Source organism: Gordonia oryzae (assembly GCF_003797185.1).
Lineage (GTDB): Bacteria > Actinomycetota > Actinomycetes > Mycobacteriales > Mycobacteriaceae > Gordonia > Gordonia oryzae.
Genome location: NZ_RKMH01000004.1, coordinates 254,397 through 274,727, shown reverse-complemented (window position 1 = coordinate 274,727; position 20,331 = coordinate 254,397). Strand labels below are relative to the sequence as shown.

19 protein-coding genes, 3 tRNA genes and 2 pseudogenes are annotated in these 20,331 nt (G+C 66.0%); 5 read left to right on the top strand and 19 right to left on the bottom strand.

What is annotated here, in order from left to right:
* Nucleotides 1-21: 21 nt before the first annotated feature.
* The 6 genes and pseudogenes from EF294_RS07220 to EF294_RS07195 all read right to left on the bottom strand — a co-directional run bounded on the left by EF294_RS07220 (nt 22) and on the right by EF294_RS07195 (nt 3,188).
* Nucleotides 22-1,104, bottom strand: a complete 1,083-nt coding sequence (locus tag EF294_RS07220; protein ID WP_123927419.1) for a tyrosine-type recombinase/integrase — start codon at nt 1,102-1,104, stop codon at nt 22-24.
* A 117-nt stretch (nt 1,105-1,221) separates the two neighbouring features.
* Nucleotides 1,222-1,312 (bottom strand) — tRNA-Ser (locus EF294_RS07215).
* A 70-nt stretch (nt 1,313-1,382) separates the two neighbouring features.
* Nucleotides 1,383-1,573 (bottom strand): annotated as a pseudogene (locus EF294_RS21980) (CsbD family protein); the annotation flags it as partial.
* 246 nt (nt 1,574-1,819) lie between these two features.
* On the bottom strand, nt 1,820-2,128 hold the full coding sequence (locus EF294_RS07205; RefSeq protein WP_425459404.1) for a hypothetical protein: 309 nt from the start codon (nt 2,126-2,128) through the stop codon (nt 1,820-1,822).
* 29 nt (nt 2,129-2,157) lie between these two features.
* Nucleotides 2,158-2,616: a nucleoside deaminase gene (locus tag EF294_RS07200; RefSeq protein ID WP_123927598.1), complete on the bottom strand. Its 459-nt coding sequence runs from the start codon at nt 2,614-2,616 to the stop codon at nt 2,158-2,160.
* Nucleotides 2,617-2,645: 29 nt separating this feature from the next.
* Nucleotides 2,646-3,188: a tRNA adenosine deaminase-associated protein gene (locus EF294_RS07195; RefSeq protein WP_123927416.1), complete on the bottom strand. Its 543-nt coding sequence runs from the start codon at nt 3,186-3,188 to the stop codon at nt 2,646-2,648.
* Between the two features lie 72 nt (nt 3,189-3,260).
* On the opposite strand from EF294_RS07195, the gene EF294_RS07190 reads away from it, so the two are divergent.
* Nucleotides 3,261-4,217, top strand: coding sequence for a prephenate dehydrogenase (locus EF294_RS07190; RefSeq protein WP_123927413.1), 957 nt, complete (start codon nt 3,261-3,263; stop codon nt 4,215-4,217).
* A gap of 9 nt (nt 4,218-4,226) precedes the next feature.
* Here EF294_RS07190 and EF294_RS07185 read toward each other — a convergent pair whose 3' ends face one another.
* From EF294_RS07185 to EF294_RS07160, 6 genes are all read right to left on the bottom strand, one after another.
* Complete coding sequence (locus EF294_RS07185; RefSeq protein ID WP_123927410.1) at nt 4,227-4,847, bottom strand: putative glycolipid-binding domain-containing protein; 621 nt, start codon at nt 4,845-4,847, stop codon at nt 4,227-4,229.
* A 56-nt stretch (nt 4,848-4,903) separates the two neighbouring features.
* Nucleotides 4,904-5,668 (bottom strand): hypothetical protein, encoded by a 765-nt coding sequence (locus EF294_RS07180; RefSeq protein WP_123927407.1) that lies wholly within the window; start codon nt 5,666-5,668, stop codon nt 4,904-4,906.
* An 82-nt stretch (nt 5,669-5,750) separates the two neighbouring features.
* Nucleotides 5,751-7,448 (bottom strand): cation:proton antiporter, encoded by a 1,698-nt coding sequence (locus EF294_RS07175; protein ID WP_123927405.1) that lies wholly within the window; start codon nt 7,446-7,448, stop codon nt 5,751-5,753.
* A gap of 82 nt (nt 7,449-7,530) precedes the next feature.
* Complete coding sequence (aqpZ, locus tag EF294_RS07170) at nt 7,531-8,307, bottom strand: aquaporin Z (RefSeq protein WP_123927403.1); 777 nt, start codon at nt 8,305-8,307, stop codon at nt 7,531-7,533.
* Between the two features lie 183 nt (nt 8,308-8,490).
* Nucleotides 8,491-8,563 (bottom strand) — tRNA-Arg (locus EF294_RS07165).
* 75 nt (nt 8,564-8,638) lie between these two features.
* A tRNA-Ser gene (locus EF294_RS07160) sits at nt 8,639-8,727 on the bottom strand.
* Between the two features lie 131 nt (nt 8,728-8,858).
* On the opposite strand from EF294_RS07160, the gene hisC reads away from it, so the two are divergent.
* Nucleotides 8,859-9,923, top strand: a complete 1,065-nt coding sequence (gene hisC, locus EF294_RS07155; RefSeq protein ID WP_123927400.1) for a histidinol-phosphate transaminase — start codon at nt 8,859-8,861, stop codon at nt 9,921-9,923.
* Nucleotides 9,924-9,945: 22 nt separating this feature from the next.
* On the opposite strand, the gene EF294_RS07150 is transcribed toward hisC, so the two are convergent.
* On the bottom strand, nt 9,946-10,944 hold the full coding sequence (locus tag EF294_RS07150; protein ID WP_123927396.1) for an alpha/beta hydrolase: 999 nt from the start codon (nt 10,942-10,944) through the stop codon (nt 9,946-9,948).
* 235 nt (nt 10,945-11,179) lie between these two features.
* Between EF294_RS07150 and EF294_RS07145 the strand changes: the two genes are divergently transcribed.
* Nucleotides 11,180-11,605 carry an acyl-CoA thioesterase gene (locus tag EF294_RS07145; protein ID WP_185090975.1) on the top strand — a complete coding sequence of 142 codons (426 nt, stop codon included), beginning with the start codon at nt 11,180-11,182 and terminating at the stop codon, nt 11,603-11,605.
* Nucleotides 11,606-11,626: 21 nt separating this feature from the next.
* On the opposite strand, the gene EF294_RS07140 is transcribed toward EF294_RS07145, so the two are convergent.
* The gene (locus tag EF294_RS07140) at nt 11,627-12,871 is read right to left on the bottom strand and encodes a hypothetical protein (RefSeq protein WP_123927389.1); all 1,245 of its coding nucleotides are present in this window, start codon (nt 12,869-12,871) and stop codon (nt 11,627-11,629) included.
* A gap of 62 nt (nt 12,872-12,933) precedes the next feature.
* Entirely contained in the window at nt 12,934-14,079 is a 1,146-nt protein-coding gene (locus EF294_RS07135; RefSeq protein WP_123927386.1) for an acyltransferase family protein, read from the bottom strand.
* Between the two features lie 58 nt (nt 14,080-14,137).
* Here EF294_RS07135 and EF294_RS07130 point away from each other — a divergent pair, with 58 nt between their 5' ends.
* A complete protein-coding gene (locus tag EF294_RS07130; protein WP_123927383.1) occupies nt 14,138-15,208 on the top strand; it encodes a magnesium transporter CorA family protein in 1,071 nt (356 codons plus the stop codon).
* A 246-nt stretch (nt 15,209-15,454) separates the two neighbouring features.
* A complete protein-coding gene (locus EF294_RS07125) occupies nt 15,455-16,726 on the top strand; it encodes a reverse transcriptase family protein (protein WP_185090969.1) in 1,272 nt (423 codons plus the stop codon).
* Between the two features lie 327 nt (nt 16,727-17,053).
* Here the strand turns inward: EF294_RS07125 and EF294_RS07120 are convergent, their stop codons facing one another.
* From EF294_RS07120 to EF294_RS22665, 4 genes and pseudogenes are all read right to left on the bottom strand, one after another.
* Nucleotides 17,054-18,376, bottom strand: a complete 1,323-nt coding sequence (locus EF294_RS07120; protein ID WP_123927378.1) for an NAD(P)/FAD-dependent oxidoreductase — start codon at nt 18,374-18,376, stop codon at nt 17,054-17,056.
* Nucleotides 18,377-18,417: 41 nt separating this feature from the next.
* A complete protein-coding gene (locus EF294_RS07115) occupies nt 18,418-18,726 on the bottom strand; it encodes a hypothetical protein (protein ID WP_123927594.1) in 309 nt (102 codons plus the stop codon).
* Nucleotides 18,727-18,906: 180 nt separating this feature from the next.
* Nucleotides 18,907-19,965, bottom strand: coding sequence for an alpha/beta hydrolase (locus tag EF294_RS07110; RefSeq protein ID WP_123927375.1), 1,059 nt, complete (start codon nt 19,963-19,965; stop codon nt 18,907-18,909).
* Nucleotides 19,966-20,066: 101 nt separating this feature from the next.
* A pseudogene (locus EF294_RS22665) lies at nt 20,067-20,236 on the bottom strand (IS30 family transposase); the annotation flags it as partial.
* Nucleotides 20,237-20,331 lie beyond the last annotated feature (95 nt).

Below are 20,331 nucleotides of genomic sequence, written 5' to 3'. Positions count from 1 at the left end.
ACCAGGCTGGGATGTTGGATCTCAGCTGAGCACGTGACCTATCGCCGCCGCGGCCGCGCGCTTCGAAGACCGATCGAGGTGACCGTACGTTCCGACGGTGACGAGAATCGATTCATGACCTAGATGCTGCTGAATCACCGGTAGCGGTATCCCGGCAGCGATCATCCACGACGCGCAGGTGTGGCGCAGGTCGTGCGGAGAGCACGCGATCTTGTGCTTGAGTCTGGCTGCGTACCAACGCTTGTAGTACGCCTCGTAGGTAACCCGACTACCCACGGTGTTGACGAACAGCCATTGGTCCGCAGGGCGGTCGAGGTCGATCACGGCGAGTGCCCGATCCGGAATGTCCACAGTGCGGCGACCGGCCTTCGACTTGGGTCCGCCGAGCCGCGCCTCGCCGCGCTTCGCCTTCCATGCCCGCGATACCCGCGCCGTCTTCTGCCGAGGGTCGATGTCACCGACCCGGAGCGCGGTGGCCTCGCTGATCCGCATCCCGGTCGCCACCAACCACAGAGTGAGAGGGCGCCAGTGTGGCGTGATCGTGGAGTGGATGAGGTCGAACTCGGCGCGGGTGAGGAACACCGGCTCATCCTCGGGCGTCATGTCGGGGAGCTTGGTGCCTTCGCACGGGTTCTTCGGGATACGCTTCTCGCTGACTGCGCGAGCGAACACCGCGAACAGCCAACCGTGTTTGTTGGCGATTGTCTTGCCGCGATTCTTACGCTCGGTCTCGAGCCATTGCACCCATGCTGAGATGGTCGTGACCTCGACCGCGATCAGCGGCAAGTTCGCAAGCGGCCCGAGATCGTTGGCGATGTAGCGCCGGTACTGCGCGATGGTGCCTGGCTCGATTCCGGTCAGATGATCGACGTGATGCTTGGCTGCGTCGGTCACGGTGTAGGCGCCAGCGGACTCGGCCACGTCGCTTACGCCGGCAAGCTCGTACGCCTTCGCGGGCCCCCACTTCTCAACGTTGTGGCGGAACACCTCTGCCGCACCCAGAGCGTCGAAGGTCTGGATGACCTGCTTGCCGTCGGCTCGCCATCGGACCCGATAGGCGGTGGTGCCATCAGCGCGCGAACGCGCGTGAATTGACGCCTTCATGGCGCACTGATGACGGGTTGTGAGGGACGCATGAACCGCATTCTACCTGCGGCGGTACCCGAAAGTGGTTCCCCGCGATGGTCGGGAACCACTTTCGAGCGTCTACCTGCACTTTCGTGGCGGTGGCGGAGGGATTTGAACCCTCGGTACGGGGTTACCGCACACAGCATTTCGAGTGCTGCACCTTCGGCCGCTCGGACACGCCACCGCCGAAGACTGTACCGCAGGCCCGCGCCCGGCCTTAAATCGGCTGGTCAGGCGCGCGCAAGTCGCGGGTGTCAGATGCCCCTGAGCTTGTCCTTGATGTCGCCGACCTTGCCCTTGACGGCGTCAGCCGTGCCCGCGATCTTCTGCTTCCCCGGGCAACCGCCCGGTCATCCTTGCACTCGTTCATGAGGTCCGGGCCGTCGGTCAGCCTGCTTGTGGCGTCCTTCCCGCGTCCGTCGAGTTCTTCGGCCTTGTTCTTGGCGGCGCGTCGGTTCTTGGCGTCGCGTCGGTTCTTGGCGTCGTCGGTTCTTTGCGTCGTCGGTTCTTTGCGTCGTCGGTTCTTTGCGTCGTCGGTTCTTGGCGTCGTCGGAGAGCGCCAAGGGGCGTCTCCTCTGCCGGGTGCGCGCGCCTCGAGGCGATCGGACGATGCACCGACGCCTGGTCTCGGCGGGTCGTATGGAAGGGGGCTGCCCCGCCTTGTACCGATGCCGATCGGCAACCGGTGTCGTCAGTTGCCCAACTTGCCCCTCAGCTCGTCGAACTTCTCCTTGGCGGCGCCCAGCGCGCCCTGCACCTTCTCGTTTCCGGCGAGCTCACCGATCTTTTCCTTTGCGGTATCGAGGGCTTCGTTGATCTTGGGGTTCTCCGCGAGTTCGCCGATTTTGCCTTTCGCCGCGCCGAGGGCTTCGGCAACTTTGGGGTTGTCGGCGAGTTCACCAAGTTTTTCCTTGGCCGTACCGATGGCCTCGTTGACCTTGTCGCTTGCGTCGGCCATGCCGTCCTCCTGCGGTTCGGGATGGACTACGGATTTGTCCATTATCGTGCACCCCCAAATCTGCCACAGAGTCACAGATCGCGGCGGGCGGTGAAGAAGTCGACCATCAGCGCTCGGCACCGTTGCTCGAGGATGCCGCCGCGAACCTGTGGTCGATGGGTCAGCCGCCGATCACGAACCACGTCCCAGAGTGAGCTCACCGCGCCGGTTTTAGGTTCCCACGCTCCGAAGATCAAGGTGTCGAGTCGGGCGAGGCCGATGGCTCCGGCGCACATCGTGCAAGGTTCGACGGTGACGGCGATAGTGCATCCGGGGAGTCGCCATCCGTCACCCAAGGCAGCGGCTGCGGAGCGCAATACGAGGATCTCGGCGTGCGCGGTCGGGTCCGAGTCGGCCACTCGTCGGTTGGCTGCGCGGGCGAGTTCGACCCCTGCGGGGTCGAAGACGACGGCACCGATCGGTACGTCGTCGTCACCGGAGAGGGTCGAGGCGTCGATAGCGGCATTCATCATCGACTCCCACACACGCATCCGCTCGGCGCCGGCGGGAGTCGAGGAGCTCAATGCCCCAGTGAGTCGAGTACGCGGGACAGTTCGTCGGCGAATCCCAGCCGCGCGGCGATCATCCCGATCTGCTCGTCGGCGTAGAGGTCGGTGTCGCCGACGATGACGCCCATGACGGCATCGGGCAGGCCGAGGTCGGACAGGATGCCGAGATCGCCCTCTTCCCATGGGTCGACGTCGTCGAGTTCGTCGGGGTCGATGTCGGGGACGTCAACGTTCAATGCGTCGAGCACATCGGCGGCCACGTCATAGTCGATGCCGGCGGTGGCATCGGAGAGCAGCATCCGCGCACCGCCAGGTGCTGGGCGGATGACGATGAAGAATTCCTCGTCGACATCGAGCAGTCCGAACACCGCGCCCGCCGACCGCAGGTCACGCAGTTGCCGTTCGGCGGCATCGAGATCGATGAGGGCGTCCGGTGTGAGTCCGGTGACCTTCCAGGCGGCATCCTCGCGCACCACCGCGACCGCGAAACCCTCCACGCCGTCGACGACGTCGTTGCTGTTGGAACCCGATACTCCCGCGCCGGCACCTGCCATGCAGGTCACGGTAGACCGTCGGGGGCGTACTCCCCAAGTCCTACCGGCACCACGGCGATGTGGAAATCTGGGATGGTGACAGACATCCGCTCCACCCCGGTCTGCATTCTCGGTCTCGGCCTCATCGGCGGGTCGATGATGCGGGCGCTCGATGCGTCGGGCGCGTCCTCCTTCGGCTACAACCGCTCGTCGGCGACCGTCGAGCATGCCCGCGCTGACGGCCACGATGCCTCCACCGACCTCGCGGCGACGCTGGACCGCGCCGCCGACACCGATGCGGTGATCGTGCTGGCGACCCCCGTCACCACGATCGAACCGATCGTGTCGGCGATTGCCGAGCATGCGGCGGGCTGTCTGATTACCGACGTCATCAGCGTGAAAGTGCCTGTCGCCGAGATCTTTCGGCGATTGTTCCCCAACGCCCGGTATGTCGGCGGGCATCCGATGGCCGGCTCGAGTCTCTCGGGGTGGGAGGCCACCGATCCCGCCCTGTTCACCGACGCGATGTGGATGGTGACCACGGAGGACTGGACCGACGCCGAGGACTGGCGGGTCGTCGCCGGGCTGGCGCGCGCGCTGGGTGCCGCAGTGGTGCCCGCCGCGAACGACGCGCACGATCGCGCGGTGGCTGCCATCTCGCATGTGCCGCATCTGACGGCCGCGGCGACGGCAGCGGTCGGTGCCGCGGAGAGCGCATTGGCGATCCGGCTGGCCGCGGGCAGTTTCCGCGACGGCACCCGTGTTGCCGGGACCGCTCCGCAGTTGCAGCGGGCGATGATCGAGGCAAACGGGATCGCGGTACTCAATACGCTCAGCGAGGTGATCGATCGACTGACCGCGGCGCGCGACGAACTCCGCGATCATGGCACCACGCAGGTGCTGATCGACGACGGCTACCGCGCACGGCACGCCTACGAGGCGATGGCGAATGCGCCGCGGGTGGCAATCACCGGCGTCGAGCCGGGCGCCGCGGGCTGGCAGGCGGAGATGCGCCGCCAGGCGCACCGCGGGAGTGTATGGCTGGGCTGATCACCCAGGTCACACGCGGCTGGCCAGTCCCGGGTAGTCGATGACGAAGCCGTTGTCGTCGACGGTCAGTGTCGAGGTGGCGACCGGCGAGGACACACCGATCCCATCGGGGCCGGGCGTGTAGCGCAGGGTGGCCGGTTCGACGACCGCCGTAGGCAGGTAGACGTAGACGACGGGGACCTCGACGGTGCCGGAGGCGTCGGCCCCGGTGAGGTGCAGGCGGCGGATGGGCAGGGCGTTGAACATCGGCGACAGAGCGAGGTCGGCGTCCTCGGCCCCACCGAAGTCCTTGCGGACGGTCTCGCCCCCGGTCTGCACGAGCCAGGTGTTCTCCTCGTCACGAGCCATGCCGAGCTGCGTCTCACCACCGGCCTGCACGAGGTGGATCGAGAGCCGCTTGGTGACGCCGACATCGTTGGTGACCAGCTCATATGACGCGGAGAAGGCGTCGTGGTCGGCAGTCGCCGCGGCGATGATGCGGCCGTACGCCTTGATCCGAGCGCCTTGGACGTTGAGGCGGACCTGCTCGAGGCGGTCGGTATCGACACCGCGCCACGTGATCATGGTCTTGAACTCGGTGGCGTCGCTCGCCGACGCCTGCGGGGCTGCTTGCGGGAAACTCACACACATACGGTAGCGACCTCGGACCGCTGACACACGCCGAGGACCCCGAACTGACCGGCGGGTCAGGCGATGCAGGTGGCCGTTCTCCGCGTCGAGGAGATCTCGACGCTGTCGTCGGCGACCGGCCGACCGGCGACAGTGATGGTGCAGTGCACCGAGGAACCGTCGCCGGCGACGACCACCAGGCGCAGCGGATTGCGGCTCGCGGCGAAGGTGACCGTCCAGTTCGACGACGGAGTGAAGTCGGTCCGGACACCGACGTCGTCGATGTAGAGAATGGTCCCCACGCCGTTGATGGTGACGGTGTAGGTCACCTGGGCGCCCGGCGTCGTACCCGAACCATCACCGGACCCGCCACCGGGTTGGTCCCCGCCGGGCGGCGTGGGTAGGCCGGGCCGGGTGGGTAACACCGGTAGTGAATAGATGGCGGTGGGCTCGGCGGACGGCAGGGTGATGGTCGGGTTCTGTTGGTGGTGCAGCGAGCGGACCCCCACGACGGCGAGACCCACAATCATCAGGCCGACGACGGCAGAGATGACGACGGTGGCGCCGACCCCGCGTTCTTCCCCGGAGCGGCGTGGATGGTGCGGCGGCTCGGCATCGGTGCCGGCCGTCCCCATCTCGTCTCCGTCCAGGCCGTCCGACAACGTCACCGGCCCGACATGGTGGCGGGAGGCGGTCTGCGGTCTCCCGCCTGCGGCGAGGTCGGCCGCGGTGTAGCGCGGAAGTCCACGATCGGAGTAGCCGAGCGGCGGATAGTTGCCCGGCAGCAGCGGGGTGCGGTAATCGTCGGCGCCGTCGGGCCGTTGCCCGGTGGGCTGTCCCATGTGGCCACTCCCGATCACCGTCGGGGCGCCGAGCCGGCGCGCCCGTATCCAACATGTGCACCTTCGACCTTACTGACGCGTCTCAAAGGCGGCTTTCCAGTCGGGCCGCGAGTCCGGCTTCCTGCAGGTCCAAGCGTTCGAGCATGGCGCGGACCGCCTCGTCCTCGAGATGGCCGTTGTCTCGGCCCGTGACGAGAGCGTCACGTTGTGCCGCGAGCACGTTTCGGTACAGCGCGGCGAAGGCGTCGGTGCGGGCGGTGTGCGCGTCTGGGTCGGGCATCTCCTCGGCATCCCGGGACTGTCGTGCGACGGTCTCCTTGATGTAGTCGACCGTCATCTGGTCGAGGTTGGCGGGTGGATTGTTGACGAAGCCCACGATGACCTCATCGGCCGCGCCGTGCACGATGGCCTCGGCGCGTGCGGTCTGCTCGTGGTCGTACCGTTCCTCGTCCTCGTTGCGCAGCCGTAGCCGGGTGATCAGCCAGGGCAGGGTTGGGCCCTGGATGAGGATCGTCCCGACGGCAACGACGAACGCGATCGCCTGCACAGCGGAACGTTCGGGGAACTCGCTGCCGTCGGCGACGGTCAGCGGGATGCCGGAGGCCGCCGCCAGGGTGACCACGCCGCGCATGCCGGTCCAGGCGACCACCGTCGACTCCTGCCAGGTCAGCGGCCGGTTGTCGATGCGTTCGCGCAGACGTCGCCGCCACACCGGCGACTGGTCGGGGTCGCGTCGTATGGCTGCGCCGCGACGCGGGGTGGGCGGGACCTCCACGGCAACCGTGGCGTCGAGATGGCGGCTGACGACTCCGCGCCCGAACATCGCGAACACGCAGATCGGCCGGATCACAAGCACCACGGCCAACACGAGGAGTGAGGCAATGGCGACCTGCAGCAGCGATTCTCGCGCCTCGCGGAGATCTTCGATAATGAACCTCATCTGTAACCCGATATAGGCGAATACAAATGCCTCGAGCAGCACGTCAACCGAGTTCCAGACATAGCGTTCCTGTAGTCGCGTCTGATAGCCGGCGTGCACCGACCCCGACCCGACCACGAAGCCGGCGATCACCACCGCGAGCACCCCGGAGGCATGGAGGTGTTCGGCGGCGAGAAACGCCGCGAAGGGAACCACGACACCCTGCACTGTTTCCAGAGCGGGGTTGCGCAGGTGGCGTCGAATCCAGAGCGTGAGGTAGCCCAGGACGGCGCCGACGATGGGACCGAGAACTGCGTTGTACCCGAACAGCGCCAACGGGTTGTCGATGAACGCGTGGGTGGAGGCGATCTGGGAGATCGCGATCGCGAACAGCGACAGCGCCGCGGCGTCGTTGACCAGACTCTCGCCGGTGAGAATGGCCATCAGCCGCTTCGGCAGTCCGAGCTTGCGTCCGATCGCCACGGCGGTGACCGCGTCGGGCGGTGCGACGATCGCCCCGAGTAGCAACGCCAACGCGAAGGTGAACTCGGGGATCAACAGCGATGCGATCAACCCGACGGCGAAGGCGGTGATGACCACCATCGCCACCCCGAGCCCGAGGATCGGTTTGATGTTGCGCACGAAGCTCGGCACGGAGAAGCCCAGTGCCGCTGAATACAGCAGCGGTGGCAGCACGACCGTGAGCAAGATCTCGGATTCGAGTTCCACGTGCGGCATGCCTGGGACGAACGAGACCGCCAGTGCGACCACCACGATGATCAACGCAGGTTGCATGCCACGCCGGTCGGCGATCGCGGTGATGATGACGGCACCCACGAGCACCAGGATCAACAGTTCCATGTGCAGGATTCTCGCAGCGGATGTCCGATTTCGCCGGTTGCGGAGTTCCGTCAAATGCCTGCGTTCACGCGGCCGACCGCGGTCAGGCGGCGGGTGTCTCCCCGCGCGCCGACGAACCGTACTTCCACTTGCCGTCCTCGAACAGCAGTGGATAGATCAGGCCGCCGACGATGCCGCCAACGAGTGGGGCGACCCAGAACGCCCACAGCTGGCCGGGCGCGCCGTCGCCGTTGAAGAACGCCACCGCCGTTGAGCGGGCCGGGTTGACCGAGGTGTTGGAGATCGGGATGGATACCAGATGGATGAGCGTGAGGGTCAAGCCGATTGCCAACGGCCCGAATCCCTTCGGGGCCCGGCCATCGGTCGCGCCGAGGATGACGATGAGGAAGAAAGCGGTCAGTAGGATCTCGGCGATCAGGACCGCGGCGAGGGTGTAATGGCCCGGACTGTGATCGCCGTATCCGTTGGCGGCCATGTTTCCGGTGGCCGTCCAGCCGGGTTTGCCCTGCGCGATGCCATAGATCGCGAGACCGGCGAGCAGACCACCGGCGACCTGAGCGATCCAGTAGCCGGGCAGATCCTTCCATTCGAGTCGCCCGCTCACCGCAGCGCCGAGCGAGATCGCCGGATTGAAGTGCGCCCCGGAGATGTGGGCGAGCGCATAGGCCATGGTGACCACGGTCAGCCCGAAGGCCAGCGCGACGCCCAGATAGCCGACGCCCACCTGGATGAGCGTCCCCTTGCCGTCCCCCTCGGCGACTTGCTTGGCAGCGAAGACCGCGGTTCCGCAACCTCCGAGAACAAGCCAGAATGTGCCGAACAATTCGGCCGCGTATTTGGTGAACGGTGCAGGAATCATGACAGCCTCTCGAGAGATCGTTGGGTGAGCACAAACATCACTGGCAGACCTTGAGCAACTTTAGTGCACAACATTCACGAATGCTTTTCCTCACAAGGCGGCGAAAGGTGATCAGGCTGACCATCCGGCGGCGAAACGACGAAAACCCCGCCACCGTTGTCGCTGGTGACGGGGTCTTGAGAGTGCGCCCGTAGGGATTCGAACCCCAAACCTTCTGATCCGTAGTCAGATGCTCTATCCGTTGAGCTACGGGCGCGCGAGTGTTCTGTTGTCATGCTGTTCTGTTGTCATGCTGTTCAGTTGTCACCGCGGTCGGCGCGACTGCGGTCGGCGGAGGCGAGAGGATTTGAACCTCCGGTCCCGTTTTAGCGAGACAACTCATTAGCAGTGAGTCCCATTCGGCCGCTCTGGCACGCCTCCTCGCGGAGTCCTTTCGAACTGCCGAAGCGAAAGACTACACACCGCCCGGCAGCAGAAGCAAACCGCCCGGTCAGAGCCGAATCGTCGGGTCCGGGCATCGTCGGCCACGACCGTGGACCTACAGTTGCACGGTGACCTTTCGCATCCGTCCCGACCTCGCCGACCTGCCCGTCTATGTTCCCGGCAAGACGTTCCCGGACGCGGTGAAGCTCGCCAGCAACGAGGTCACCTTCGGTCCGCTCCCCTCGGTTCTGCAAGCGATCTCACATGCCGCGGCCGGCGCGAATCGATACCCCGACAACGGAATGGTCGAGCTGACCGACGCCTTGGCTAAGAACCTCGGCGTCAGCCCTGGGGAGATCCAAGTCGGTTGCGGATCGGTGATCCTCTGCCAGAACCTGATCCTGATCACCTGCCGCCCCGGCGACGAGGTCATCTTCGGCTGGCGCTCCTTCGAGACCTATCCGCTCGCGACGCGGCTCGTCGGGGCGACGCCCATTCAGGTGCCTCTCACCGGCGACGACGTTCACGATCTTTCGGCGATGGCCGACGCAATCACCGACCGCACCCGCCTGATCTTCGTTTGCAACCCCAACAACCCGACCGGGACAGTGGTCACCGCCGACGATCTGCGCGCCTTCCTTCGGGCGGTGCCGTCGGACATCGTCGTCGCCCTCGACGAGGCGTACCTCGAGTACACCCGCCTCGACGACGACCACGCCTACGACACCGTCGAATTGCGCCGCGAATTCCCGAACCTGGTCGCGTTACGCACGTTCTCCAAGGCGTACGGGCTGGCCGGCCTACGCGTCGGGTACGCGATCGGCGATCCGGAGATCATCACCGCCCTGGGTAAGGCGCATGTGCCGTTCTCGGTCACCAGCGTCACGCAAGCCGCAGCTCTGGCCTGCCTGGAGGCCGGCGACGAACTGCTCGAGCGCACCGATGCGGTGGTCGCCGAACGTCGGCGGGTCACCGCCCGGCTCCGCGCCGCCGGTTACCGGGTACCCGACTCCCAGGCCAATTTCGTCTGGCTCGATCTGGCCGAGAAGTCGTCGGAGTTCGCGCGCGCAGCCATCGACGCCGGGCTCGTGGTGCGACCCTTCGCCGACGACGGCGTGCGCGTCACCGTCACCCATCTCGACGAGAACGACAGCTTCCTGTCCTTCGCCGAGCGGTGGATCCGCGGCGACTGAGGTCTGGTTGCGGCAGGTGGGCTCAGTACAGGTGCCGCGAGACCGTTGCCCACGCGGCGGGCAGGTCCTGCTCCCAGTAGGCCCAGGTGTGTGTGCCGATCAGGCGGAAGCCGTCGGTGTAGGGCACGTTGTGGGTGCGCAGGTCCCACGCGAACTCCAATGAGCATCGGTAGGCCCCGGCCTCCAGCGCCGACGACGACGCGGTGACCGCTGCGGGCGGACCCTCATCGGGCTCGATGCGTCGCGTGATGTCCAGTGGGCCGATGGCACCGGAACCGGCGGAGATGAAAATGTCTTTGCCGCGCAGCTCGTTCAGATGCAGGCTCGGGTCGTGCTCCTGCCAGCCGAGGGACCCGAACGGGCCCCACATGTTGGTGGCATCGCCGCCGTCGCGACCGACGGTGGTGCGCACGTAGGCCTCGTTGACTGCCCCGGATACCTGCGGGCAACCGCTGAGTGATGCGAGACCCGAGTACAGCTCCGGATGGCGGATGGCCAGCGCGAACGACGCCTGTCCGCCCATCGACAACCCGATCACCGCGTTGCTGCCGTTGCCGTTGAACCGCGAATTGATTAGCGGGGGAAGTTCTTTGGTGAGGAAGGTCTCCCACATCGGCTTGCCGAGCTTGGGGTCGGCATGCTGCCAGTCGGTGTAGAACGTGCCCGCTCCACCGACAGGGAGGACGACGTTGACGTTCTTGTTCGCGAAGAACGCGCCGGCGTGGCCCTTGGTGATCCAGTCGCTGACGTCGCCATCGGCACCGGCGCCGTCGAGCATATAGACCGTCGGGCGCGGACCACTGGAGTACGCCGGGGTCAGCACGCTGACCTTGATGCGCTGTTTCATCGACGGGGAATCCACCCAGACGTCGGTGCGTAATTCACTCATCGCCCTGGTGGTGACGATGCGCGCCTCGACGCGTGGTGCCGCGTCCGCTACTGCGGGACCGAGCAAACCCGCACCCAGCACCCCGACACCGAGTATGGTCGCCACCATTGCGGCGACTCGCCTTGTGCGCATCATCAATAACCTCATCCCAACCACCGAACCCGGTAGCCCACGAACGCATTGCGGTACCGCACTTCGCAGATACACCGCCCCCCATTATCGAGGACGCGGTGCGGATGGAAGACTACTACGGGTAACGAAAGCGTGAAGACCCGAAGGTGATTTCACAGCCGGCATTCAGGAGCGTGGGTCAGTGAGTACCGCAAACACCGGCCGTAACCCAGCAAACACCGCAGGTGAGAGCGGTGTGGCCGCACGCGAATGCGCGTTCACTTCCGAGGTCGGCGTGCGCTGGTCTGACATGGATGCTTTTGGTCACATCAACCACGCCCGGATGGTCACGCTCATGGAGGAAGCCCGGATTGCGTGGCTGCTCTCCGCGGGCGAGGAGTACACCCCGCTGATCAAGAGCGCGATGATCGTGCACGTCGAGATCCGATATCAGAGTCAGCTCCGCCATGACGACTCGCCGTTGCGCATCGGCATGTGGATCAAGGGTTTTCGGTCCGTCGACTTCACGATCGGCTACGAGATCCGGGGTGCGCACGCCGACCCGATGAGCAAACCGGCGTGTGTGGCCAGCACCCAGATGGCCGTCGTCGACATCGAGGCTCACAGTTTGCGTCGCCTCACTGATACCGAGAAGGGCTACTTGCGCGCCTGGTCACGCTGACCGCCTCGAGCGACCGAGGGGTCAGGACGGTTCGTACCGTGCGGGGAGCTCCCTGGGAACCGCTGGTGAGATCCGAGCGATGTTTCCCTGCAACACATCACGGTAGATGCGCAACTGCTCCTCGCCGCTGCGAACCTGCTCGGACAGCCGTTTGGCATTGTCCATCGAGATCTCGCGATCACCCGACCGGGCAACGAGGGCATCGATCCGATCGTCGATCGTGGCGGCCTTGTTGTATTCGGCCAGGATCCGCAATTCCGTTGCCGCGGACTCGACGACGTGTGCCACGTCGGACAACGCCTGCACCCGATCGATCAGCTCGGACCACACCGGTCGCAACGTGGTCTCGCGGCGGTCGATCTGCTCGGCGAAGGCGCGGTCGAAGCCACCATTGCGCTTGGCCCGGTCCAGGTCGACGCGCACCGCACGCAAGGCGATGACGTCGGCGGCGATCTCGGCGAGTTCGGAGTGCAGGTTCACCTGAGTCCGCTGCATCGCGAAATGGTCTGAGCGCCAAGCGGGATTGGTCATGATCCGGTCGTAGTAGTGGCCGGCGATGAATAGCAGCGCCTCGTATCCGTCGACGAAATTCGCCGACCCGGGCACCGCGGGCACGTGGGCGTCACGATCGGTCGCCGCGGTGACCTGCTCAGCCCACTGCTCCACCTGCCGATTACCGGACCGCGCCGCGACCTGTCCGACGACACTGGCGATGCGCTCGACCGCGACGGTGCCCGCACGGCGCACCGCGCGCATCGTGCTCACGTTGGGGGTCGGCGTACACAGCAACCCGGCGAAGAGCCGTTCGCGCTCATCGAGTTCAAGATAGACGTTCTCGCGACGTTCGCGGCGAATGGCACGGGTACCGCCGGCGAAGACGCCCTTGCCAGTGACGAACGCCTTGTGTGCGTCCTCGCGTCGCCGGACCAGACCATTGAGCCGGTTACGCATCACCGCGGCGATCACACCGGGCACCATCGGACCCGACTGCTGTGACTCAAGCTGGACGATCGCCCGCTGCAGACGTCGCATCTCGCCGAAGCCACCCGCTACGATCGGCAACGGCAGACCGGTGGACACACGGCGGATGACGATGGCCCGGCCCGTCGGAGTGAGATAACCCGACGCGACCAGGATGGCGGCCACATCGGACAATTCCGGCCGTTCACCGGGCATGGCCGACCGGTCGCACCACTGCCGGATCTCCCCGCTGCTCGGGCCGCTGACGCGTGCCGCCTTGCCCCGCACTCCGTCGTCGTCGATCATGAACCCACCTCGTCACCCTGCTTGCTGGCCAGGCTACTTCTGCGCCGTCTTGCTCATCCATCCTACCTGCGGGAACCGACGGCCCCGGGTGTCCGCGCACGCCACAGCGGCGCGGTCACACGGTGCAGCGCCCACGCCAGCACGACGCTGATGGCCGTGGTGAGACCACACGCGATCAGTACGTTTCCGCTGAACACGCGATAACCGAGCGCGGCCATGACCACCTCGAGAACGATGACGTGCACACAGAACAACTCGTAGGAGATCTCACCGAGGAACACCATCGGTCGGCTGGCACACACCCGCGCCCACCAGGACCACTGATCGGCGCCGGTGAGCGGGCCGACGAGACCGACGGCGATCACCAGATACAACACGTGTTTGACGATCGTCGCCGACGCAGTGGTCGGGGTGATCGTCGGTTCGCCCGCGATCGAGCTCCCGGACACCAGAAACGCGGCGATAGCGACGCCTACCCATGCGGTGGTGTTCCACCGGCGGATCAGCGGCGCGCAGACCGCGAGTAGCATCCCGCCGACGAACCAGCCGAAGAAGGCCGGCGCCCACAAACGTGCTGTCGGATTCATCCCCGCACTGCCCGCGACGATCGCCGACCACACGGGGCTGACCAGCAACAACGGCACCAGCGCCGCGATGAGAAGATCCGGTCGCCACCCGCCGCGACGACCCGGTCCACGGATCAGACCGGCCATGACGATCCAGCCGACCAGCGGCAGGACCAAATAGAACGCGACTTCGGCGGCCAGGCTCCACATCTGCGTCAGCCCGGAGTGCAGGTGCCCGAACCCGTACACCTGCGTCAGCGTCATGTTGCGCAGGAAGCCCGACCAGCCGGTGCCGGTCGGTGACTCCTCGCCGCCGGGTGGGGCGATCGCGTACAGCAGATAGACGCCGATGACGGTGATCCAGTACGCGGGCAGGATGCGTCGCGCCCGGTGCCAGAAGTACCGTCCGACGCCAGGCAGTTGCGAGTCGCGGATGTCCGCGCGCGCCGCCCGCACCCAGGGCGTGAACAACAGGTACCCCGAGAGCACGAAGAAGATCGCGACACCGATCTCGAAGCGCGCGAACAGTCGGCCGGCGTAGTCGTCTGTGTAGTGCCCGGTCCAGAACGCGGCGTGGGTCAAGCACACCGACAGCGCAGCGATGGTGCGCACGCCGGTAAGTGCGGGAACGCGCGAGGCCATGCGCCGATCCTGCCAGCCGCTGCGCCGCCCACCGCGCAGGTGGTGGCACGATGATTCCATGGCGGGCACACCGGATTCGGATCGCCGAACGCGTATTCGCGGCCAGATTTGGAAGGAGGGGCAGAAGGTCGATGGTTTCTCACTCGACGGCATCTCCGATCGTCTCCACTGCGCCGACACGCTGATCTGGGCCGATCTCGACTGCCCGTCTCACGATGATCTGATTGCGTTGGCAAAAGAACTCGACCTCGACAGCGTTGCGATCGAGGACACGATCGCCGCCGCCGAGCGCGTCAAGACCGTGAATTACCGCGACTACACCTTCATGACCGTCTACGCGATCACCGCCGCCCCGACCGGCGACGACACGAATCCACCGACGGGCGACGCGGCGCGTTCGGATCAGCACTCCCCGTACACGCAACGCGCCAAGTCGTTTGTTCTGCATCGCATTTCGATTTTCGTCAAGCAAAATGCGTTGATCACGGTGCGGATGACGCCGGGATTCGACATCTCCGTGGTAACCCAGCGATGGGCGGAGATCGGCGGCGAACAATATGGCATCGGCGCGTTGCTGCACGGCCTGCTCGACGTCGTCGTCGACGGACACTTCGATGCCGTCCAGCGCCTCGACAACGACATCGAGGATCTCGAGGCCCTACTGTTCGACGAGTCCGTCGCCGCTCGAACATTGCAGCGCCGAACCTACGATCTCCGTAAGGACCTCGTGCTTCTGCGCCGAGTCGTGGTGCCCATGCGCGAGGTCATTGCGGCGATCCAGCGGCACCGCTACGAGAACGAGGCGCCACCGGAACTCGACCCCCACTTCTCCGACCTCTACGACCACGCGCTGCGAGCGGCGGAGTGGACAGAATCGTTGCGCGACATGATCACCACGGTGTTCGAGACCACCCTGTCGTTGGCCGACGCCCGCCTGAACACCGTCATGAAGAAGCTGACGGGGTGGGCCGCGATCATCGCCGTGCCCACCGCCATTACCGGCTTCTACGGGCAGAACGTCTCGTTCCCGTTCTTCCAGACCACCACCGGTTTCATGGTCAGCTCGGTGTTGATCGCGGTCACCGTGATCGCCCTGTACACCACGTTCAAGCGGCGAGACTGGTTGTAGTCCGCCACTATGCACGCCGCCCGTGGCACGATGGCAGGTGATGGGCGACGGGTGTGGTGAGAGGGGATCGGTTCGATCCGTCTCAGGGGTAACCCCTGGGTGCAGTTCACAGTTGGGCACTGCGTCCGACGCCGCGCAGCACGCTGCACGTGCAGGCCGGCGCCGCAGCATGGTTGTGGTCACCGCACCCGTCATCCATCGTCCGAACGCCCGTGCTCGACGTGGTCGATGCGGTTGGATCACTCGATGACCGACGCCACTCTGGCTTTCGATCAAGTCCGCGATCTCGCCGCCGAGTTCTCGCGGATCCACACCGGATGGACCTGGCCGGAGGTGCTCCGCGCACTGCGGGCAGTACTCTCCCAGGATCTGGCGGATGCGGTGGCACCGCGCCTGTTCGAGCTCTCCCCGACCGAACCTCGCCATCCCGAAGCGGTACTCATCGAGGCCCTCGCACCGTGGACGTTGCTGCCGCCGGAGCCGCCCCTCATCCTCCGGCCACAGGAGCCCCGATCGAGTGGGACTGTGCCGGAAGGACTTCCCGACCTCTACGACGTGACACAGTTGGCGCACTGGCTGGATTTCACCGTGCCAGAACTCGAATGGTTTGCCGATCGCGGCGGCTGGCTACGGACTTCGCGACCGCCGTTACGCCACTATCGAATCTGGCGCCGGAGCAAGCGGGACGGCTTTCGGGTGATCGAAGCACCGAAGCCACGGATGCGCGAAACCCAGCGCCGCCTGCTGCGGCGCCTCGTGGAACACATACCGGCACATCCCTGCGCGCGCGGGTTCGTCGCCGGATCGTCGACCACCGCTTTCGCGTGGCCCCACTCCGATCAACCCGTCGTACTGCGCGCCGACCTCCGACACTGCTTCGAAACCATCACCACTGCCCGAGTGCGCAGGGTGTTCCATGAGGTCGGCTACCCGGCACACATCGCCCGCATCCTTGCCGAACTCTGCACCACCGCAACACCCATCGATGAACTCGGTGGTATTGATCCGGCTCATCGCGCACTGCTGCGCGACCGCCACCTCCCGCAGGGCGCTCCGACGTCACCCCAGCTGGCGAACCTGGTAATGCGCGGACTCGATCGCCGGTTGGATGGGTACGCCCGTGCCAATGGGCTGCGCTATACCCGATACGGCGACGATCTCGCCCTCTCGGGAGACTCCATGGACGCCGATCGCACGTTGTGGGTGGTCCTGAAGATCATTGAGGCCGAAGGCTTCACAGCACACCCCGATAAGGTCCGCGTCATGTACCAGCACCAACAGCAACGCCTTGCCGGGTTGGTGGTCAACGACCGACCCCAGGTCTCACGCGCCTCCTACGACAACCTGCGCGCACTGCTGCACAATGCCGCGGCGCACGGCGCGCAGTCGCAGAATCACACCAACCATCCCGACTTCCGCGCACACGTGCTCGGACTGATCTCTTGGGTCGGTGCCACCAATCCCACGCGCCGCCGACGTCTCCTACAGATGGCCGACGCCGTCGACTGGGACTCCTGACGCCATTGACCCCCACCGCCATGTCTGAGATGCCGCGCGACCAGATCGTCGACTCCGCCCCTGACGGTCGAGCGTTTTCACCACCCCTCGCTCGCCCCTGACCCCCGGTGGTCGAGGGATGAGCCGCGTGCGGCGAGTCTGGAGAACCTGGTGAGATGACCAGTATCGCAGCCACATCCACACCCTTTCCACGAGCCCGAAGGTGTTGTCCTCAGATTCTGTCGGTCGCGCGATCACCGGGCCGGTTGTATCGGTACCCGTTCGTGCACTTGTGCCCAAAAGTCGGCTCGCGGGAGGTCCGGTACTCGCCTTGCGACACGGCTTCTCTCAGAACGACTTACGCGCAGTCTTCGGATCGCCGTAGGTGAAGGCGCGCTCGCGCCGGGTGTCGGTGAGTAGCGTCGCCGCCCAGGTGACCAGGGTGCCGGTGCGGTTGCGGATGCCGGCAAGGAAGGCGATGTGGATCGCACCCCAGGCAAACCATCCCACTCGCCCTGACAGACGCAGCGGTCCGGCCTCCAGGATCGCATTCTTCCGGGAAATATAGGCGGCGCTACCGAAGTCCCGGTACCGAAATCCAGGTCGATCGGAGCCTCCGGCGAGGAGCCCGGCGATCACCTCTCCGGCATGCCTGCCGCCCTGCATCGCCACCTCCGCGACACCGGGCAGTTTATTGTAGGAGCTGACGTCACCGACGACGAAGATGTCCGGATGACCCGGGACCGAGAGGTCGTCGGCAACCGGGATGGTGCCGTCGTGCTCCTGTTCGAGCCCGACGGCGTCGGCGAGCGACTTCACGAACGGCACCGCCTCGACGCCGGTCGTCCACAGCGTGGTGCGGGCACCGAAGGTGCGCACCGCCCCGGACTCTTTCTCGGTGATCTCGACGGTGTCGGCACCGACGTCGGTCACATGCACCCCGAAATGTGTTTCTACACCTAGTCGTTCGAGGGTGCGCAACGCACTCGTCGACAGCGACGGACTGAACGACGGCAACAGTCGGTCGGCCCCCTGGAACAGCATCACCCGCGCCTCGTCGGGGTCGATGCTGCGGAACTCCCGGGCCAACGCGTTGTGCGCCAATTCCCGTATTTGGCCTGCCAATTCGACCCCCGTGGGGCCGCCGCCGGCGATCGCGAAGGTCAGCCACGGCTTGCGCTGATCGGGATCGGGCAGTGTCTCGGCGACCTCGAATGCGCCCATCACCTGGCGGCGGATGGCAAGTGCGTCGTCGAGGGTCTTCATCCCGATGGTGTGCTCCATCAGGTGTTCGTTGCCGTGGTAGGCGGTGCGCATACCCACCGCGACGACGAGGTAGTCGTACCCGACCTGCTCGATCGACGAGTCGAGCCGGGTGACGGTGAGAGTGCGCGCCTCGGGATCGATGTCGGTCGCCTCGGCGCAGTAGACGTCGGCATTGCGTTGCTTGCGCAGTAGGTGCCGGATGGGGCTGCTGATCGAGCCCTCCGACAGCAGACCCGTCGCGCATTGATAGAGCAACGGCTGAAACAGGTGACTCGTACCGCGATCGATGACGGTCACCGTCGCTTTCGCGCGCCGGAGGCTGCGCGCCGCGTGTATACCGGCGAAACCGGCACCGAGGATGACTACGTGCGGCCGGGTGTTCCGGCCGCGTTGGGACGCATTCACCTCGCCGATTGTGGCAGAAAGTTCGCCGCCGCGAGCGCCCCTCAGCTCTTCGCCGGTACCGCCGAGGTCACCGCGACGGTCACCGCCGCCGCCGCCGTGGTCGCCGCGAAGACCGCGGGCCAGGCACCGATCTTCTTCGCCAGGGGGTGCGAGATGGTGAAGGCGGAAATGTAGCTGCCGAGCAGGCCGCCAGCGACGGCGGGTCCGCGCCGCAGCCATTCGCGGGTGCAGTAGGCGCCGGCCGAGGTGACGACGACGCCGCCGAGTTCGCGACGGCCCGTCGCACGAAAAGCGCCAAAACCGCCGACCAGGCCGACGGCGACACCAGCAACAGTCGGATCGAATGCCATGATCGTCAGCTTACGCAGGTCGCTCACCCGCACTGTGTGACGGTCCTACCGTGGACGATTCCCGTTGCGTCCCCACCGGAGATCGACAGTCGTCCGTGCTGCGCCCATCACCGTAGGTCCGGGCGATGTTGGCCCCACGGCGTCGCCGGGAAGAGGGCGGAGCACTCGGCTGAGAGCGGCTCAGTCATCCAACGCGGCGTGGAACTCCGCAACGCGCGGCCAGGTCTGGCTGGTGGCCGCCTCACCGGCGATCAGGCCGAGATGGCTGGCCTCGACTGTGGAGAAGTGCACCTGTGGTGAATCGGCGAGCACTTCCACCCCGTGACGCACCGCTTGCCAACTGGCAATGGCGTCGCGGTGGCTACCAAAGAGCGCGATCGGCACTCCAACCGAGGTGAGGTCCACACGGCGTCCGTCGAAATCGACTACACCGGAAGCGAGTTCGCCGCGGAAGACGAAGTTCTCCCACATCTGTTCCGACACCTTGCCCGCATATCCGGGCATCGAGTTCTGGAAGCGATCGATGACCTGCATGCGTGCCAGCGCCTCGGTGTCGTGGGCGTTGCGCATGATGTAGCCGGGCTTCTTCAGTTCCCGCTGCCAAGCGGTCCCGCGGTAGGCGATGCGCACCAGCGGGGCGGGGATGCCGCCGAATGCCCGCAGAGCCACGGTGACGGCCTTGCCGCCGGTCGGCTTCATCAGCTTCTTGACCATTGGATAGGGCGCCAGCGCATCGTAATCCAGGGGCGTGCCGATGGCGACGATCGAGCGGATCGGCAGTTCCGGATGCGCGGCAGCCGTCAACAAGCTGATCGTTCCGCCGATACTCCACGCCACCAGATCCACCTGATCGGCACCCGGATGGTCGTCGAGGACCCGACCGATGGCCTGCGGGACGATGTCGTCGAAGTAGTCCTCGAACCCCATGCCCCGCTCGGCGCGACCGACCTCCCCGAAGTCCACCACATAAGGCACCCGCCCGATCTCGAGGAACTGTTCGACCACCGACTGTCCGGGCCCGAGGTCGTAGCATCGCGCCGACACCGCGAGCGGCGGTACGAGCAACACCGGCGGTCGCTCCGTGGCGCGAGCCGCGGCGACCTGCTCATCGGTACCGTATCGCCGCAACTCGCGGTGTGCGCCCGGATGCAGGACGGTGTGCGGGATCTCGATGTCCGGGGCGACCTGATGTCCACCCACCAAACGCAGGACCAACAGAGCGCCCTCAAGTGTCGGCATACGGCGCAATCTACGCGACCGGTCGTCGGCGACCTCTATGGGGCGTGCTCGCGGGAGTCGGAGTCCTCGCCGCAGAATCGGACGGCCTCGAGGCCAAACACGTAGCACGTGGAACGCTCGACCAGAGTGACAGCGGCGGTCTGGTTGCCCGCACCCATGATCAGATCCCTGCCCGCGGGCCTGTCACGCGGCGGTCGGTTGCGGCGTCGGGCCGGTCATCGATCGACACCATGCCCACGATCCGAGCAGCACGTTCCACGGTCCTCTCCCGCCCGCGTCCGCCACCGGCTCTACCGGTTCTACACCTGGTCCGCCGATGCCGAGATGCCCGAATCACTCGGCTGGCGACCACCGAGACGTGGTGGC

Coding starts and splice junctions, on each gene's coding strand:
- EF294_RS07195 (WP_123927416.1), bottom strand. CDS start 3,188: ATGGCAGGTGCCGGCGCGGGAGTATCGGGTTCCAACAGCAACGACGTC.
- EF294_RS07180 (WP_123927407.1), bottom strand. CDS start 5,668: ATGGGACAGCCCACCGGGCAACGGCCCGACGGCGCCGACGATTACCGC.
- EF294_RS07150 (WP_123927396.1), bottom strand. CDS start 10,944: ATGCGCACAAGGCGAGTCGCCGCAATGGTGGCGACCATACTCGGTGTC.
- EF294_RS07140 (WP_123927389.1), bottom strand. CDS start 12,871: ATGATCGACGACGACGGAGTGCGGGGCAAGGCGGCACGCGTCAGCGGC.
- EF294_RS07205 (WP_425459404.1), bottom strand. CDS start 2,128: ATGGACAAATCCGTAGTCCATCCCGAACCGCAGGAGGACGGCATGGCC.
- EF294_RS07135 (WP_123927386.1), bottom strand. CDS start 14,079: ATGGCCTCGCGCGTTCCCGCACTTACCGGCGTGCGCACCATCGCTGCG.
- EF294_RS07200 (WP_123927598.1), bottom strand. CDS start 2,616: ATGCGTGTGTGGGAGTCGATGATGAATGCCGCTATCGACGCCTCGACC.
- EF294_RS07125 (WP_185090969.1), top strand. CDS start 15,455: ATGACCGACGCCACTCTGGCTTTCGATCAAGTCCGCGATCTCGCCGCC.
- EF294_RS07130 (WP_123927383.1), top strand. CDS start 14,138: ATGGCGGGCACACCGGATTCGGATCGCCGAACGCGTATTCGCGGCCAG.
- EF294_RS07185 (WP_123927410.1), bottom strand. CDS start 4,847: ATGTGTGTGAGTTTCCCGCAAGCAGCCCCGCAGGCGTCGGCGAGCGAC.
- EF294_RS07190 (WP_123927413.1), top strand. CDS start 3,261: ATGGTGACAGACATCCGCTCCACCCCGGTCTGCATTCTCGGTCTCGGC.
- EF294_RS07110 (WP_123927375.1), bottom strand. CDS start 19,965: ATGCCGACACTTGAGGGCGCTCTGTTGGTCCTGCGTTTGGTGGGTGGA.
- EF294_RS07175 (WP_123927405.1), bottom strand. CDS start 7,448: ATGGAACTGTTGATCCTGGTGCTCGTGGGTGCCGTCATCATCACCGCG.
- aqpZ (WP_123927403.1), bottom strand. CDS start 8,307: ATGATTCCTGCACCGTTCACCAAATACGCGGCCGAATTGTTCGGCACA.
- EF294_RS07115 (WP_123927594.1), bottom strand. CDS start 18,726: ATGGCATTCGATCCGACTGTTGCTGGTGTCGCCGTCGGCCTGGTCGGC.
- EF294_RS07220 (WP_123927419.1), bottom strand. CDS start 1,104: ATGAAGGCGTCAATTCACGCGCGTTCGCGCGCTGATGGCACCACCGCC.